This window comes from Pseudomonas sp. B7(2017) (assembly GCF_002112745.1).
Taxonomy (GTDB): domain Bacteria; phylum Pseudomonadota; class Gammaproteobacteria; order Pseudomonadales; family Pseudomonadaceae; genus Aquipseudomonas; species Aquipseudomonas ekonensis.
Genome location: NZ_NEIP01000004.1, coordinates 289,275 through 303,489 on the forward strand (window position 1 = coordinate 289,275; position 14,215 = coordinate 303,489).

The window sequence follows — 14,215 nt, forward strand, 5'->3', positions numbered from 1 at the left end:
GCCGCGATGGCGTCAACCGCCGTCGGCACCCAGCCATGGCGGAGCCGCCGGCCGCTGGGTTGCGCCGGCACCTGGCCAATCGCGCAGGGCCTGGCGGTACTGGAGCAGCGCCAGGTACTGCGGCGCGGCCAGGGTCGGCGCGCGGCCGAGCTCCTGCTCGTCGCGGTGGCGCGCCATCAGCCATTGGGTGTCCGCCAGCACGGACTCGCGCCAGGCCTTTTCCTGCGCCCGCGACGGTTCTTCCGTAATGGCCGGTGCTACTGGCACCGACGCGACCGACGCGGGCGCCGGTTCGGCGGCCCGCCGGATATCGCCCAGCGGCGCACCGATCTCGACCTCGGCGCCCTCAGGCACCTGCACCATCGACTCGACGAAGGACGGGGCGTACAGCTGGGTGATCGCGTAGTCCCCGGTGTCGATCAGTTCGACGGCAATGCCGTTTTCCACCCGTGCATACAGGGCCATTAGGCGTACTCCCAGATTTCACAGAAAGCGTTACCGCCCGCACCGCTCACGAAAGAGGTGGAGGCACTGTTCGAGCAGGCACCGCTGCCGCCCGATCCACGGACGCCGGGCCAACCGTTTCCGTTGACGCCGGTGAACGTGCCGCCGCCGTCGAACGGGCTTGCGCCACCGCCGCCGGAGAGCATTCCCCAATTGTTGTTGAACATCGCAAAGCTTCCGGTGTTGCCGCGGGCATTGGCCAGGTTGCCGCCGGTGACGGTCTGGCCGCCCACGCCGCCCTGCACGAAACCGGAAGCTGTCGCCGTCACTGCAACGGTCAGCACCTGCCCGCCCCCGCCGCCTGCCGCACTCATGTAAGCGCCGAAGGAAGCGCCACCGCCCGCCTGCCCGGCCGCGTTGCGCGCGGCACCTCCCGCGCCCAGCGAAACCGGCACGCCGGCGAGCATTTGCGCAGTGACGTCATAGAAGCTCTCGCCGTAGGCGCCCGATCCGCCGCCTCCGCCGATCGCCAGGGAGTTGGCCGGCACCGGCCCGCATCCGCCCCCGGAGCCGCCAGCCCCGATCAATCTCACGCGGATCCGCTTGGCCCTGGGATCAGGCTGGTACACCGTGATCCCGACCGTGTCGAACTGCTTGACCGCCAATAGCCGTCCGGTCGCATCGGTGATGCCGTAGCCGCTCAGCGTGGTCGGGGTGTTCCTGAGCTTGTTGAAATCGACCAGGGCACCGATGGCCGAGGCGAGCTGATCGTTGCGGGTTTCGTCGGGAGTCAGCCCGGCCGCCTTGATGGCGTTGAGGATTTCTTGCGTCACGCTGTTGCCCCAGGCAGCGGGGATCAGCGAGCCCGGCGTGCCGGCCACGGGGTTCTCATCGATGAAGCCGCCGTTGACCAGGCCGACGCCGGGGATGCTTTTGGGGTAGTCCATTGCACAACCTTCGAATGGGTTTCTACGGGCAGCCGAATGCCGGCAGCACTGAACCGCCTGTAGAGGGGTGAGGGAGTGTCAGTCAGGCGGAGGGCGGCACCGCGGTGCGGCCCGGCGCGACCGGCCAGACGATGTTGCGCGGATAGTCCGCCTGCTGCTCGATCTGCGACAGGTGGATGGCGTAGCGTTTCCAGGCCTGCATCATCGCGACCTGATCGCTGCCCGCTTCGCCCAGTTCATAGGCGTACTGCAGCGGCGCCACACGGATGACCGCTTCACGCAGACGGTTATCCCGATCGATGTCGGCCTGCGCCGCCAGACCTGCTCGCTCGGCCTCTTCATCCAGCACCCAGTCACCTTCCTTCCAGAAGCAGTAGGCGTTAGGCCGGGGTTTGACGGTCAAGTGATCGGGCAACGGCCCCAATTGGATCCAATACAGGGCATTGCCGTTTTCCTTGAAATAAACCGTTCGGTTGCGCAGATCGATCAGTTGCACCGCTTGCTGATCGCGCCATACCCAGACATGGCCCGGCTCGGCGGCAGGCAATGCTTCAGGCAAGCCGATGGCGTTGCCCGGCACCACAACGCCCAACCCCGGATATTCCGGGAGTTCGACGGGCCCGGTCATTTCCTGGGTCAGTTCGTTGACGTAGTAGAAAGCCATAAGCACCTCAAATGAGTTTAAGACGGCCCGGATAGGCGATGTTCCGAGGCCGGGCCAAGCCCCAGTACGGGGAGCCGAAGTTTTCGGCGGCCGTCGCGGCGACGTAGTAGGTCAGCCCGGTATAGGCAGTCGGATCCGCCCCGATCGTCGCCAGGTTGCCGATCCCGTGGACCGCCGGGGCGGAACCGTTGTCGCCGGCGATATTGGTGCCGGTCTGCCAGGAACCGGCCACCCGTGAGGCGTCGATGTTGCGCTGCTCATCCAGCGTCCGGATGAATTCGCCGCGCACTTCCGGGCCCCGGAAGGTCTTGACGCCGTCGCCGCTGCTCCAGCCGCCCGCGCGGTCGGCCTCGGCGCGCAGCATCCCGGACTGAACGGCGTGATCCCACAGCCATGGCCATTCGGCGCGCTGGAACTCTCTGCCGTTCAGTGCGCCGTAACCGCCGGGACTGAGGGCGGTCGAACTCTCGTACACGATCCGCCCCAGCGCCGTCCCGTCAAACCGCCCGACCGGCCACCAGTTGCCCGAGCCGTCGCTGCGCAGATGCCACCAGTCGCCCGCCCCCATCAACACGAAAAACGGATAACCGCTGGCGGACAGGTGAGTGTGAAACCTGATCCGGTCGTTGCCGCCGGCCTGCACGACCAGCCGGTTGGCGCTGTTGTCGGTGCGGCGGACAATCACGTCCCGCACGCCTGACAGCGCGTTCACCGCCGGCAGGGTGACGGTCGTGTCCGCCGTGCCGGCGCTGATCAGGACCAGCCCCAGCTCATCGGCGCCCAATACCCTCGATCCGGACACCTCGACGACTTTTGATGACATGGGGCTGGCCAGGCTCAGCAGCTTCTTGACGGCCGTCAGCAACTGATCGTTCACCCCTTCGGCCGGCGCGATGCCGGCCGCCTTGATGACGGTCAGCAGCTCTTCGGTCACACCGTTGCCCCACACCGCCGGAATCAACGAACCCGGCGTGCCTGCCACCGGGTTTTCATCGACGAACCGGCCGTCGACCAGGCCGACGCTGGGGACGCTTTTTGGATAATCCATACTTCAATCCTTTATCTGAATCATGGTTGCGGGGCCGGCGAGGCGGCCGCGGCTCACTCGGCTTTCAGCCAGGCGGGTTTCTTCGGCCGGGAGCGTGCGGAAGGAAATTTCTTCGTCTGCGGCCACTTGCGCAGCGCTTGCAGATAAGCCAACAGCGACTGGTATTCGGCGTCCGACAGCGTGGTGGACTTCATCAACTCGACTTCATCCCGATGGCGGTCACGCAGCCAGACCACCCGATCGAACTCCTTGTCGCGCCAGGCCTTGGCCTGCCGCGCCGTTTGCTCGTCCGAGACCGGCGCGGCCTCGATCAACACCGGCAGACCCTGGTCATCGTGAGACCGCTCGGTTCCCGCCGCCGGATTGGCGATCACCGTCTCGTAGCGCTCATCGTCGATTTCGACGGCATCGTCCGGCAGCAAAGTGTGATGACCGGCCAGATAGGTGTTGCCTGTCGTACGGCTATAGAATCGTTTCATTTCAGTTCCCCACGCTCACGACGCTGATGAAGCCCGTGCCGCCGGAGTTGCTCATCACCTGCACCTGATTCACGTCGAAATAGGTCACCAACGGCGGCGTGGTGATGTCCAGATAGGGGGCGTTCCCGGCGTGCGAATAACTCGCCCAGGCACCGCTGCACTGGTTCTTGAAGGCCAGCGGCCAAGACTTGGACACGTAGCCTTTGTCCACGCTGATCGTGACCAAGACCCATTGGATGGTGAAACCGCCCATCCAGGCGGGGAACACGACGTAGCCGTTTTCCCCGAAGCTGTAGGTGACCCCCAGCCGCAGTTTCTTCGGCGTCACGACGGTGGCGTCATCGGCGCCGGCATTGACCTGCGCCTGGGTGGCGATCCGCGCCCAGCCCAGCACCGACTCGGTCGCCTGCGCCAGTTTCTTTTCGATGGCCTGAAACACTCGCAGCGGCGTCATCAGGCGAACGCTGCTGGTGCCTGACTCCGCTTCGTCCTTGCTCGCCAACGCGTCGTTCTTGCTCTTCTCGACGATCGCTGAGATCGCCGCCTTGAGCTGCGTGCTGTCGCCTTCGTCCGGCACCAGCCCGGCGGCGGCGATCGCGTTGACGATTTCGTCCGTGACGCTGTTGCCCCAGCGAGCCGGGATCAGCGACCCCGGCGTGCCGGTCAGCGGGTTCTCATCGACAAACTTGCCGTTCACCAGCCCGGAGCTGGGGACACTCTTCGGATAATCCATTCCGTCAAACCTCCCTAGTCATAATTGATGTGCACCTTGGTGTGCGCCGGCGCCGCGCGGTGGATCAGGCATTCGAGCGCCGAGCCCGGGTTGACGCCGAAGCGTTCGCCCCAGTAGCTCGCGCCGTAGCGCCGGCCCAGCAGCAGGCGGCCGCCGGTGTTGAGCGTCCACATGAACTGCGCCTCCCAGGTGCCGAAGTGCGCCGCGCCGAACCGCGAGCGGCCCATGCGCGGGGCTTCGAGCTCGGTGATGGTGGCGTTGGGGTAGCCCTGGCTCTTGGCGATCTCAAGGTAGTAACCGACGGCCTGGCTGCCGACCGCCAGCAGGCGGCGGCGCACGGCCAGGCGGCGGTCGTCGAACAGCGGCGTGGCGCCCAGGCACGGGTCGGGCAGGTTCATCACCTTTTCCCAATCCGGCACCAGTTCGCTGACGCCGGCCGGATCCATCTCGTTGAGCAGGTCGGCGGCGCGGGCATCGAGGCGCGCCAGTTCGACGGCGACGCCATGCAGCACCTCTTCCAGCTCCGGCACCCGTTCCGGATCCCAGGCGGGCCCCGCGGGCAGCAGCGCGCGCAATTGCGCCTGGTATTGCGCGGCGGTTCTGATCACCCCCATACGCAACCTCCGAAGGTGAGCAGTTCGCTTTGCCCGGCCGGTACGTTGGCGACCGGCGCGGTGAGCGTGTGGTCGTACTCGCCGCCGGCGCTGCTGATGGCTTCGCGGATGTGGCTGATCAGCAGCGACTGGCCGAGGTCGGCCTCGCGGTTGTGCAGGTCGCGCAACTGCGCCTCGACCGCCGCCCGCACCGCCGTGGTGTCCGGATTGACGCTCAGGCGGTAGGTGACCGGCACCTGCACCGGCCGCTGCACATGCACCTCGGCGGTGACCGGACGCAGCGGTTCGATGTGGGCCTGGACCTCGGCCAGTTGCTCGTCGTTGGGCACCGGTTGCGGGTCGTCGTCACGCATGATGAACACCGTCACGGTGCCCGGGCCGAGCAGGCCGCCGCGGCACCAGGCGCGCGTCACGCCGGGGCATTCCAGCGCCCAGGTCTCGTAGTCCTGGGCCGAGCCGCCGTGGGGGATCACGCGGTAGGAGCGGATCACCCGCGAACGCAGGGACTCCAGGCTCTCCCGCGCCACACCGCCGCTCAGGCCCGGCGCCGCGACCACGAAACTGTTGCCGACAACGCCGGCGACCGGCTGCACCGGGGTCAGCGCCAGGCCCGCATCGGCGTTGCCCAGGCTGCCGGCGTCGAGCGCGGCGACGGTGGTGGTGTTGGTGCCGCTGACCGTGGTGCGCGCGGCGGTGACCTTGTAGGTGCGACCGTCGCTGGCCTGCAGCAGCGTATCCACGTCCAGCACCGCGCCGGCCGCAGCGCTGAAGCTCACGCTGCCGGTGGCGGCCTGGGCGGCCTTGCGCGGCTGGTTCAGGCGCAGCGCGGCGATCCGCTCAAGGGTCGATTCGTCGGCGGTGTCGGGCAGAATCTGCTCGGCGATCCAGTCAAGGTAGCCGTACAGGCCGAACGCCGCGCCGCCGAGGGTGCGGGCCAGGACTTGCGCATCGGACTGGCGCAGCGAATCGCCGGCCAGGTCGCTTTGGGTGCGCTTGATCAGCACCGGCAGCGAAGGGGTTTCAAACGGCATAGATCACCTGCCAACTGTTATCGGGGTTGATGTCCAGGCGCTCGCCGTCGGCCAGGGTCAGGACCGTGCGCAGGTTCAGGCGCTGGGCGTCGAGGCGTTCGCTGATGAGGTCGATGGCGCTGCAGTGGCCGTCGTCGATCAGCCATTGCAGGGCTTCGCGGGCATAGAACTCGGCGTCCATCTGGGTCTGGCGGGTCAGCTTGACCCGCCGCAGCAGCCACAGCCGCGAACCGATGCGGTCGTCGGCCACGGTGGGAAAGCTGTCGCCCCACCAGCCGAAGCGTTCCTCGTCGTCGAGGGCGTCGTCATCGGCGGCGCGCCGCCAGGTGAACAGGCTGATGAGCACCGCGCGGGTCAGCGCGGCGTGGAGGTTCTGGCCGATGAGCATCAGGCACCTCCCGCGGGGGCGGCGGTCTGGCCGTTGCCGCCCTGCACGCCGCCGTGCACGTGCTTGATCTGGCTGATGGCGCCGGCGACCTGGTCGCCCTTGGACACGATCTTGCCGGTCTGGTTGATCACCGGCGTGTCGAAGTTCACCGCGCTGCTGGCGCGGATGTTGAGCGTGGCGGTCTCGATGTCGATGATCCGCCCGCGCTTGAAATGAATCTTGTCGCCTTCGTCGGTGTAGATCGCCACCTCGCCCGCCGCCAGCGATTGCAGGCGGTAGCGGCGGTCGGCGACCACCAGGGCGATGGCGTGGGAACGGTCGCCGCCCAGAAAGGTGACGACGCCCTCGGCGCCGGCCAGCGGATGGCTGGTGAAACCGTAGGGTTCGAAATGCTCCAGGTCATCGTTCACCTCGCCTGCGGTGAGGCGCATCTGCAGCGATTGCAGCTTGGAGGCCGAACTGGCGAGCACGACAGTGCCGCGCGCCAGCAGGCGTGTCAGTAGGCTCATGGGGTTTCCTTCAGAGTTGGGCCACGACGCGATCCACCGTGGGAGCGGCGGTGCGAAGGCGTTGCGTCAGTCGAAATCGATTGGCCTGGCCGTCCGCCTTCGCGAGCAGGCTCGCTCCCACAGGGGGTCTGCGGCGCCGCCAGACAGTGGGAGCCAGCCTGCTGGCGATGGCGTCGGTGCAGACACCGCAGGGGCGGCGCGAAGCTGGCTCAGGCTTTCTTGGGCGGTGTGGGGTTGGCGTCGAAGGTGTGCGGCGGCGCCACCTGCAAGGTGGTGACCGAGCCCTGTGCCGACAGCGAATACGTCACCTTGGAGATCAGCATGTCGCCGTCGAAGCCGAGCACCGGATCCTTGACCCGCACCAGCGTGTTGTGCCGCCACAGGTCGCCGTTGGACTGGCGCCAGCCTTGCACCTGATAGGTGGTGGACTGCGCCCGGCCCATGCGGGTGGCGCTTTCCCACTGGGCGCGCTGCTGGGCGAGCTCGAAGGTCAGTTGCGTGCCTTCGTTGATCACCGTCGTGCGCCGGCGCTTGAAGGTCAGGTCGGCGGCCACCGATTCCACTTCGCTGGCCGCCGCCCCGCTCTTGGCGTCGGTGCCCTTCTGCTGGCCGATCACCCGGTATTCGGAGAACACCTGGCTGTAGTCCATCGGCGCACTGGCCGAGAGGATGTTCTTGCCCAGCTCCAGCGCATCGCTGGCGCGCCCGCTGCTGCCGGGCTTGGCCAGCACCAGCCGGCCCTGCTCGTCATCGGTGGAGTACACCCGGAACAGCGAGAGCAGACGGTCGATGGACTGGAACACGGTCTCGCCCGGCACGATGGTGTGCTTGGCCAGCCGCGAGGTCTCGGGAATCTCGTTGACCACCGTCTGCGAATACTCCATCGCCAGGGCCTGGACGATGCTCAGCAGCGGTTGTTCCTGCCATTGGCTCGGCCGGTTGGTCGCGGCGCAATCGACCAGGTCCTGGGTCTTGGAACTGCCTTCGACCGACAGGCTGATCTGCCGCCCGTCGTAGCGGATGGGGGCCTTGAACACGTACCCGGTCAGCACCAGGTCCTTGCCGATCCTCACCTCGCACGGGTCGCCGGGCTTGATCCGGCTGTCGGTGGTCTGCCCCGGCCACTGCCAGGTGATGTCGAGCTTGAAGGTGCGGAACTGCCGCTCAAGGTCGGCGGTGATCTCCACGCTCTTCCAGCCGCCGTACTCCACATCATTGACGGTCAGCGTGACGCGGTTGTCTATCTCGCTCATGGCTCACTCCCCGGTGACTTTCACATCGTTGGGCGAGAAGCCGGGATGCGTGATGCCGTTGCGCTGGATCACTTCGGTGACCCGGGTGGCGTCGGCGAACTGCTTGTACGCCACGACCACGGCCGGAAAGCTTTCCTGGAACGACTTGCTGACCTGGCGCACGCCGGAGGTGGCCACGGCCTGAAGGTGCGCCTTGAGCGCATCCTTTACGTCGCTGATGGCTTGGTAGTGCGCGGGGCTGGCCTTGTCGAGCATCGGGTTGATCGCCTCGACCAGCGCGTTGCGCAAGGCTTGCAGGTCGTCGGTCACCGGCACTTCCTGACGGGTGACCGGCAGTTTGGCCTGGTGCTCCAGCGACGGCGTAGACGGCAGCTTCACCGGGGCGGTCGCCACCGGCATCGACGCCACCCACTGCGCCACCTTGACCAGTACGGTGTCCTGCACCAGGTCGGTCAAGGCCTGCGCCGCGGCGGTGGTGTCCTTGCCGGTGGTGAGCTTCGGCGCGTCGGCCTTGCGGATGGCTTCGAGCTGTTGGGACACGTCGGCGATCACGCCACGGTAGCCCTCCTTCGCGAAAGCCTTGAGCTCCTTGATGTCGCCGAGCAGCCCCTTGAACTCCGCCGCCACTTCCTTGGGCAACTCCTTCACCGCCTTCACCAGCTCCGTGATCTGCCGGTACTGATCGATCAGCGGCTTGAGCTGTTCCTTGATCACGTCATACACCCCGGTGAGGCTGTTGCGCAGGTTGGCGATGCCGATCCGCGCGGCCTTGATCAGGGTCATGGCCTGCTCGAAGCGCGCCACCGCCGAGCCCAGCAGCGTGTCGGCCTTGGCCAGCAGCACCTTTTGGGTGCTGACGGTCACGGTCGGGAACGGCAGCGGCACATCGGGGTAGAACTTCAGGGTGAAGGTCACCAGCCCGCCGTCCTGGCGGGTGTGGGTCATGTCGCACTCGCCGACCTTGACCTGCAGGCGCCCCAGCCACGGGTGCACCAGCTCACCGCTGCCCTGCTCCAGCGCCTTGAGCAGCTTGTCGCGATGCTCCAGGCAATCGGGGCCGACGATGAGCGCCGTCACGTCATGGATCTTGGCCTGCTGGCCCAGGTCCTCGAAGAACGGCAGGTCGCGCTGCGGGTATTCGTGCAGCTGCCCCTTGCGGCCGACCGGGGTCTTCGCCTGGTCGATCCAGAAGCCGACGCCGCGAAAGGACGCCGGCAACAAACGGTCACGCCAGCTCATTGGAACCTCCCATGGACAGCGAGCGATAGCCGATGCGCGAACTGAGCGCCAACCCCGGCTGATTGGTTTGCGGTTGATCGGTGCGCAGCCCCGCCGGCGCATTTTCGAAGCGGACCGTCAGGCCGCCTTCCAGTTGCGTGCGGTTGTTGGCGGCGCTTTGCTGGATCAGGGCACCGGAACTCTGCGGCAGCGAACCGCCCTGCAACGCGGCGGCGCCTTCAGGATTCGAACCGCCGAAGAACGCCGGCGCCAATTCACCCTTGCCTTCGGCGTTGGTGCGGCGCTGCGCTTCGGTCAGCCCTTCGACCTTGCCGGTGACCTTGGCGATCAGGCCGGCGAAACCGCCGTCGAACAGTTCCTTGATCGGAGCGATCACGGTCTGCAGCTTCTGCCACAGCTCGCCGAACCACTCGGTGATCGGGCCCCAGTTCTTGATGATCTGCCCCAGGGGCGACCACTCGAACATCGTGTGCAGGAACTCCATCACCGGTGCGGCCAACGCTTTCACCACATCCCACAGCGCGGCGAACACTTGGCTGACCGGTTGCCAGTACTGGGCGATCTGCTCCAGCGGCGACCATTCGAACAGGGCCGCGAAGAAACTCTTGACCTGTTGCGCCGACGCCAGCAGCGCTGCCCAGACCGGCTCGAAGAAGGTGACGATGCTGCCCCAGTTGTTGATGATCAGCCCCAACGGGGAATAGTCGAACAACGTGACGAAGAAGCCCTTCACCGCCTGCGCCGCCGGCAGCAGCGAGGCCCAGAGCGACGCGAAGTACCCGGTGATCGCGCCCCAGTGGTTGATGACCATCCCCAGCGGCGTCCAGTCGAACAGCCCTTTGAGGAACGCCGTCACCGGCACGCTCAAGGCCTTGAGCAGTTCCCAGATCGCCGAGAACAGCCCGGTCAGCGGTCCCCAGTTTTCGATGATCATGCCCGCCGGCGACCAGGAGAACAGCGTCCTGAAGAACTCGAACACCGGCGCGGTGACCGCCTTGACCTTGTCCCAGACGCCCGCGAAGAACCCGCTGACCGGTTCCCACAACGCCGCCAGCGCCTGGAGCGGCCGCCAGTCGAGCACCGACCGCAGCAACGCCATGGCGTTGGCCGCGGCGTTTTTCACCCCGTCCCACAACCCGCCGAAGAAGGCGGAGATCGGTGTCCAGTTGGCCACGATCAGGCCGGCCGCCACGGCAATGCCCATGGCGATCAGCATGATCGGGTTGGTCTTGAGCACCATGCTCATCAGGTCGAAGACCTGGGTCGCGCCGGTCACGGCGGTCTGCATCGCCGAAAACGCGATGGCCCCCGCCGCCAGGCCTTCGACCAGCTTCGGGTTGTCGTTGAGCAGGCTGCCGACCTGGGTCAGCATCGGCTCCAGCGCCACCACCAGCGTGCCCACCGCCGGCAGCAGCGTGGCATCCACGGCGGCCGACACCTTCTCCATCGATGCGCTGAATACGTTGAGGTTCTGCGCGGCGGCCTTCGGCGCGGCGGGCATGTCGACGGTTTTCGCCGCATCGCCCACCTCGGTCAGCTTGCCCTGGAACGCCGCCGCCGACTTGATGCCATCCACGAACGGCGTGATCACGCTGCCGCCCTTGAACAGGCCGCTGATGTCCAGCTTGCCGAGGCCGGTCTGCTCGAGGTTTTTCTTGAAGCTGTCGACCTTCGCCCGCAAGGCACCGAGCTTGGGCGACAGCTCGTCGATGCCCGTGAGCAGCACCGACGCCTTTTCCTTGGTTTCTGTCTCTGCCATCACTGCACCTGCTGCATCGCATTGATCCGTTGCGCGTGCTCCAGCGATTCGCGAAGCACATCCAGTGGCCTGGCCATCATCTGTTCGGGGTCAACCTTCCAGAACCAGGCCAGGTCATAGGCGACCGAAATCAGGTCGGTGATGGCTCCGACGCCGCACTCATGAAAAAACTCGCGACGGCCCAGCTCAGCGCGTTGAGGTCAGCCAGGTCCAACTGGTTGACCGACGACGGCGGAATGCCGGCGCACACGGCGATGTACTTGGCCGCGACGTCCATGTCGAGGCTGACTTCTTCGCTCTTGTCGATCTTGTACGGCAGCGCCTTGATCGCCCGCACTTCCTGCACCGTCGGACGGCGCAGGACGAGTTCGGTCAGGGGCTCGCCGTGAGCTTCGATCGCAACTTGAAGCTTCACGGCGCCGCTCATTGCCAGGTCCCCTTGATGCCTTCGAACTTCAGTTCGATGGTGGCGTCATCGCCCTTGGAGACCGGCTCTTCGACCAGGTAGGCGCCGGCCAGCACGTAGACCTTGCCGTTGCTGAATTCGCAGGTGACGGTGATGTCGGTGCCTTCGACCAGCTTCTTCAGCGGGAAGTCGGCGGTGTGCAGCGCGGTCACCTTGAACGATGGCGCGATGTCGGTTTCCTTGTAGAAGCCCGGCACGACGGTCTCGCGCTTGACGGCCATCAGCGGGGCTTCGCAGCCGCCGTTGATGGTCAGTTGCGCGCCGTCCACTTTCACGTAGCAGGTGCCTGCAATCAGTTGACCCATGGTGTTACTCCCTTCAAAAAAAAGCCCACGCGGGGTGGGCTGGATTCACAGAACCGAACGGGCCGCTCAGGCGACGTCGTCGTACTGCAGGCGGAATTGGTTGAGCAGCGCGAACACGCGCAGGCCGTTGATGTAGTCCGGCGGGAACAGCACGTTCACGCGGCTCGGGTCCTGCACGTCGCGCTCGACGATCAGGTGCTCGGCGAACAGCTCGGCGTTCTCCACATGGCCTTCCAGTTCCAGCTTGGCGTACTGGGCGATCAGCTCGCCGCGAATGGTCGCCGGGGTGACGATCGGCTGGCCGGCGCCGAAGCGGGTGCCGTCGGAGGCCAGCTTGTGGCGGCCGTACTTGCTGGTGATCACGCTTTGCAGGCGACGCACGATGTACGCCGACTGGTGCATGGTCTCGCTGTCCAGATAGGAGTTGTCGGCCTGGCCGAACGCGTTCTTCTGGTAGGTGGTGATCGAGCGCTGGATGCGCACGTAGCCGCCTTCGTAGTAGGCGGTGGCGATGCCGTAGTTGAGCAGCGACTGACGCTCGGTCAGGGTGAAGCGTTCGCTGGCCGGCGCCGGATCCACGCCCGGCAGGCTGCCGCTCTGGGTCGGACGGCTGGCGTCGGCGGAGATGAACACCGAAGTGCGCGCGGCGAGCGCGGCGGCCTGCACCCAGACCGGCTGCGGAACGCCCGGCTCCAGGGCCTGGATGGTCATGTGCTGGTCGTTGCGGGCCTGACCGGCCGCCACCAGGGTGCCGACGGTGCCGCGCTTGGCGCTGTACACGTGGCCGAACAACTGCTTGGCCCAGGACCAGCGGCCGGTGCTGTCGTCCATCACCGCTTGCCAGGTGTTGAGGGTGGCCAGGTCCGACCACGGCAGGCAGATGAACTCGAACGGCTCGTCGCCCAGCGCGGCGACCGCCGCGACCTGGTCCGGCACGCCGGTGCCGCCGCCCATGACGGTGGTGACCGCGACGGTCAGACCGGCCGGGGTCTCTTCGCCGTTGCTCTTGCCCAGGCGGTTGAACTGCAGGCTGATGTCGTTGCCGCTGGCGCCGGTCCACTTGGCGCTCAGGGTGATCACGCTGTCGGCGGCGGCCGCGCTCACCGGCAGGTCGGCCGTGGCGTTGATCTTCTGCACCAGGGCCGTGGCGGCCTGGGCGGCGGTGGCGCCGTTGACCACGGTGGCCTGCACACGCACGCCGCCGACGTACAGGTTGAGCTGGCCGGCCTGGGTGGCGGTGCCGGTCAGGGTCAGCACGCCCTTGGCGATGCTGCCGTCGGTGCTGTGCAGCGGCAGGCACCAGATCTCGCCGACCGGGTCGGTCTTGCGGAAAGTCTCGTACATCGAGGCCAGCATCGAGCCTTGGCCGCCGATGCTCTTGGCCAGCGCCACGCTGGACACCAGCACCAGCTTGCCGACGTCGGCCGGGGCGATGCTGTCGTTGACCTGGGCCACGATCAGGCGGCGCATGGCCGACGTCGCGCTATTGGCCGCCGAATTGTCCATTTCGGCATAGAACAGCGGTACACGAATGTCCGCGGGGATGTTGCTGAATCCGATCGCCATTATTTGGCTCCCTGTGGTTTAGCCGCTTTCGCGGTTTTGATGGTGATGTCGCCGTCGGCCAGGCGCCGGCGCCACCAGGCGCTGTCCGTCACTTCGCGGCCCTCCTGGGGCAGCAGGTCGCCCGCTTCCGGGTCAGGCACGGCACGGCCGGCGGCCGGCAGCACGGTGATGCGATTGCTCATGGGGTTACGTCTCCAGAGAAAGTCATTTCCAGGCGCCCGTCGGGCCCCGGGCGTTTGAGGTTGGGGTCGGCCGGGTCGATCGCATCGACCCGCACAGTGACCCCGGTGAAGGACGACAAGCCGTCCAGTTCGCGTTCGTGCCAACTCTCCGCAGGCTGACTCGCCAGATTGCGGCCGAGCTGGAACTCGGCAAAAAAGCGCAGCCGGTACAGGACGCGGCTGCCGTTGATCGAAACCAGTTCGCCGCCGTCGTAGGCGATGGCGCTGTAGTCGCCGCCGGGCTTGAAGCCCACCAGCGCGCGCCACAGTTCGGCGCGCAGTTCGTGCAGCCGGTCCAGCGCTTTTGCGGCGTCCGTGGCGTCCAGCACGAGGACGACGTCGAAGCGGTCGCGCACCGGTTGCCGTGCGGCGTTCTGCGCGGTGCTGGCGCCGGCCAGGTCGGCTTGCGGCGTGACCCAGGCCGACGGCAGCGGCAGGTTCGGATCGTTCAGGTCGCCCCCGGCCGCCACATGGTTGGCCAAGCCGGGGCATTGCTCACGCAGCTGCGTGAGGATCGGGGTGATCTTCATGGGTGCGTTCCAAAGTCGG

The 14,215-nt window shown here is 66.7% G+C and carries 17 protein-coding genes and 1 pseudogene; all 18 read right to left on the reverse strand.

The window, feature by feature from the left end:
• Positions 1 to 12 precede the first annotated feature (12 nt).
• The gene (locus CAG29_RS10465; protein WP_085581508.1) at positions 13 to 465 is read right to left on the reverse strand and encodes a hypothetical protein; all 453 of its coding nucleotides are present in this window, start codon (positions 463 to 465) and stop codon (positions 13 to 15) included.
• Positions 465 to 1,391 carry a hypothetical protein gene (locus CAG29_RS10470; protein ID WP_085694369.1) on the reverse strand — a complete coding sequence of 309 codons (927 nt, stop codon included), beginning with the start codon at positions 1,389 to 1,391 and terminating at the stop codon, positions 465 to 467. The genes CAG29_RS10465 and CAG29_RS10470 overlap by 1 nt, the downstream gene beginning before the upstream one ends.
• Before the next feature lie 82 nt (positions 1,392 to 1,473).
• Positions 1,474 to 2,055 carry a tail fiber assembly protein gene (locus tag CAG29_RS10475; RefSeq protein ID WP_085632111.1) on the reverse strand — a complete coding sequence of 194 codons (582 nt, stop codon included), beginning with the start codon at positions 2,053 to 2,055 and terminating at the stop codon, positions 1,474 to 1,476.
• Positions 2,056 to 2,062: 7 nt separating this feature from the next.
• On the reverse strand, positions 2,063 to 3,103 hold the full coding sequence (locus CAG29_RS10480; protein WP_085581502.1) for a phage tail protein: 1,041 nt from the start codon (positions 3,101 to 3,103) through the stop codon (positions 2,063 to 2,065).
• A gap of 53 nt (positions 3,104 to 3,156) precedes the next feature.
• Positions 3,157 to 3,582, reverse strand: a complete 426-nt coding sequence (locus tag CAG29_RS10485; protein WP_085694372.1) for a phage tail assembly chaperone — start codon at positions 3,580 to 3,582, stop codon at positions 3,157 to 3,159.
• Between the two features lie 534 nt (positions 3,583 to 4,116).
• Positions 4,117 to 4,315: pseudogene (locus CAG29_RS28755) on the reverse strand (hypothetical protein); the annotation flags it as partial.
• A gap of 14 nt (positions 4,316 to 4,329) precedes the next feature.
• Entirely contained in the window at positions 4,330 to 4,929 is a 600-nt protein-coding gene (locus CAG29_RS10495) for a YmfQ family protein (RefSeq protein ID WP_085581496.1), read from the reverse strand.
• Positions 4,920 to 5,960, reverse strand: coding sequence for a baseplate J/gp47 family protein (locus CAG29_RS10500; protein WP_085581494.1), 1,041 nt, complete (start codon positions 5,958 to 5,960; stop codon positions 4,920 to 4,922). Before CAG29_RS10500 ends, CAG29_RS10495 begins: the two co-directional genes overlap by 10 nt.
• Positions 5,950 to 6,348: a phage GP46 family protein gene (locus CAG29_RS10505; protein ID WP_085637379.1), complete on the reverse strand. Its 399-nt coding sequence runs from the start codon at positions 6,346 to 6,348 to the stop codon at positions 5,950 to 5,952. The genes CAG29_RS10500 and CAG29_RS10505 overlap by 11 nt, the downstream gene beginning before the upstream one ends.
• The gene (locus CAG29_RS10510; protein WP_085581490.1) at positions 6,348 to 6,857 is read right to left on the reverse strand and encodes a phage baseplate assembly protein V; all 510 of its coding nucleotides are present in this window, start codon (positions 6,855 to 6,857) and stop codon (positions 6,348 to 6,350) included. Before CAG29_RS10510 ends, CAG29_RS10505 begins: the two co-directional genes overlap by 1 nt.
• Before the next feature lie 209 nt (positions 6,858 to 7,066).
• Positions 7,067 to 8,110, reverse strand: coding sequence for a phage baseplate assembly protein (locus CAG29_RS10515; RefSeq protein ID WP_085581488.1), 1,044 nt, complete (start codon positions 8,108 to 8,110; stop codon positions 7,067 to 7,069).
• 3 nt (positions 8,111 to 8,113) lie between these two features.
• On the reverse strand, positions 8,114 to 9,349 hold the full coding sequence (locus CAG29_RS10520) for a DNA circularization protein (RefSeq protein ID WP_085694374.1): 1,236 nt from the start codon (positions 9,347 to 9,349) through the stop codon (positions 8,114 to 8,116).
• On the reverse strand, positions 9,336 to 11,108 hold the full coding sequence (locus tag CAG29_RS10525) for a phage tail protein (RefSeq protein WP_085694376.1): 1,773 nt from the start codon (positions 11,106 to 11,108) through the stop codon (positions 9,336 to 9,338). Before CAG29_RS10525 ends, CAG29_RS10520 begins: the two co-directional genes overlap by 14 nt.
• A gap of 130 nt (positions 11,109 to 11,238) precedes the next feature.
• Complete coding sequence (locus CAG29_RS10530) at positions 11,239 to 11,535, reverse strand: phage tail assembly protein (RefSeq protein WP_003222226.1); 297 nt, start codon at positions 11,533 to 11,535, stop codon at positions 11,239 to 11,241.
• A complete protein-coding gene (locus tag CAG29_RS10535; protein ID WP_085581482.1) occupies positions 11,532 to 11,879 on the reverse strand; it encodes a phage tail tube protein in 348 nt (115 codons plus the stop codon). Before CAG29_RS10535 ends, CAG29_RS10530 begins: the two co-directional genes overlap by 4 nt.
• A 66-nt stretch (positions 11,880 to 11,945) precedes the next feature.
• The gene (locus tag CAG29_RS10540) at positions 11,946 to 13,445 is read right to left on the reverse strand and encodes a phage tail sheath subtilisin-like domain-containing protein (protein ID WP_085694378.1); all 1,500 of its coding nucleotides are present in this window, start codon (positions 13,443 to 13,445) and stop codon (positions 11,946 to 11,948) included.
• A complete protein-coding gene (locus CAG29_RS10545; protein WP_085581478.1) occupies positions 13,445 to 13,627 on the reverse strand; it encodes a DUF2635 domain-containing protein in 183 nt (60 codons plus the stop codon). The genes CAG29_RS10540 and CAG29_RS10545 overlap by 1 nt, the downstream gene beginning before the upstream one ends.
• On the reverse strand, positions 13,624 to 14,196 hold the full coding sequence (locus CAG29_RS10550; RefSeq protein WP_085632096.1) for a hypothetical protein: 573 nt from the start codon (positions 14,194 to 14,196) through the stop codon (positions 13,624 to 13,626). The genes CAG29_RS10545 and CAG29_RS10550 overlap by 4 nt, the downstream gene beginning before the upstream one ends.
• Between the last annotated feature and the right edge of the window lie 19 nt (positions 14,197 to 14,215).

Coding starts and splice junctions, on each gene's coding strand:
- CAG29_RS10465 (WP_085581508.1), bottom strand. CDS start 465: ATGGCCCTGTATGCACGGGTGGAAAACGGCATTGCCGTCGAACTGATC.
- CAG29_RS10470 (WP_085694369.1), bottom strand. CDS start 1,391: ATGGACTACCCCAAAAGCATCCCCGGCGTCGGCCTGGTCAACGGCGGC.
- CAG29_RS10475 (WP_085632111.1), bottom strand. CDS start 2,055: ATGGCTTTCTACTACGTCAACGAACTGACCCAGGAAATGACCGGGCCC.
- CAG29_RS10480 (WP_085581502.1), bottom strand. CDS start 3,103: ATGGATTATCCAAAAAGCGTCCCCAGCGTCGGCCTGGTCGACGGCCGG.
- CAG29_RS10485 (WP_085694372.1), bottom strand. CDS start 3,582: ATGAAACGATTCTATAGCCGTACGACAGGCAACACCTATCTGGCCGGT.
- CAG29_RS10495 (WP_085581496.1), bottom strand. CDS start 4,929: ATGGGGGTGATCAGAACCGCCGCGCAATACCAGGCGCAATTGCGCGCG.
- CAG29_RS10500 (WP_085581494.1), bottom strand. CDS start 5,960: ATGCCGTTTGAAACCCCTTCGCTGCCGGTGCTGATCAAGCGCACCCAA.
- CAG29_RS10505 (WP_085637379.1), bottom strand. CDS start 6,348: ATGCTCATCGGCCAGAACCTCCACGCCGCGCTGACCCGCGCGGTGCTC.
- CAG29_RS10510 (WP_085581490.1), bottom strand. CDS start 6,857: ATGAGCCTACTGACACGCCTGCTGGCGCGCGGCACTGTCGTGCTCGCC.
- CAG29_RS10515 (WP_085581488.1), bottom strand. CDS start 8,110: ATGAGCGAGATAGACAACCGCGTCACGCTGACCGTCAATGATGTGGAG.
- CAG29_RS10520 (WP_085694374.1), bottom strand. CDS start 9,349: ATGAGCTGGCGTGACCGTTTGTTGCCGGCGTCCTTTCGCGGCGTCGGC.
- CAG29_RS10525 (WP_085694376.1), bottom strand. CDS start 11,108: ATGGCAGAGACAGAAACCAAGGAAAAGGCGTCGGTGCTGCTCACGGGC.
- CAG29_RS10530 (WP_003222226.1), bottom strand. CDS start 11,535: ATGAGCGGCGCCGTGAAGCTTCAAGTTGCGATCGAAGCTCACGGCGAG.
- CAG29_RS10535 (WP_085581482.1), bottom strand. CDS start 11,879: ATGGGTCAACTGATTGCAGGCACCTGCTACGTGAAAGTGGACGGCGCG.
- CAG29_RS10540 (WP_085694378.1), bottom strand. CDS start 13,445: ATGGCGATCGGATTCAGCAACATCCCCGCGGACATTCGTGTACCGCTG.
- CAG29_RS10545 (WP_085581478.1), bottom strand. CDS start 13,627: ATGAGCAATCGCATCACCGTGCTGCCGGCCGCCGGCCGTGCCGTGCCT.
- CAG29_RS10550 (WP_085632096.1), bottom strand. CDS start 14,196: ATGAAGATCACCCCGATCCTCACGCAGCTGCGTGAGCAATGCCCCGGC.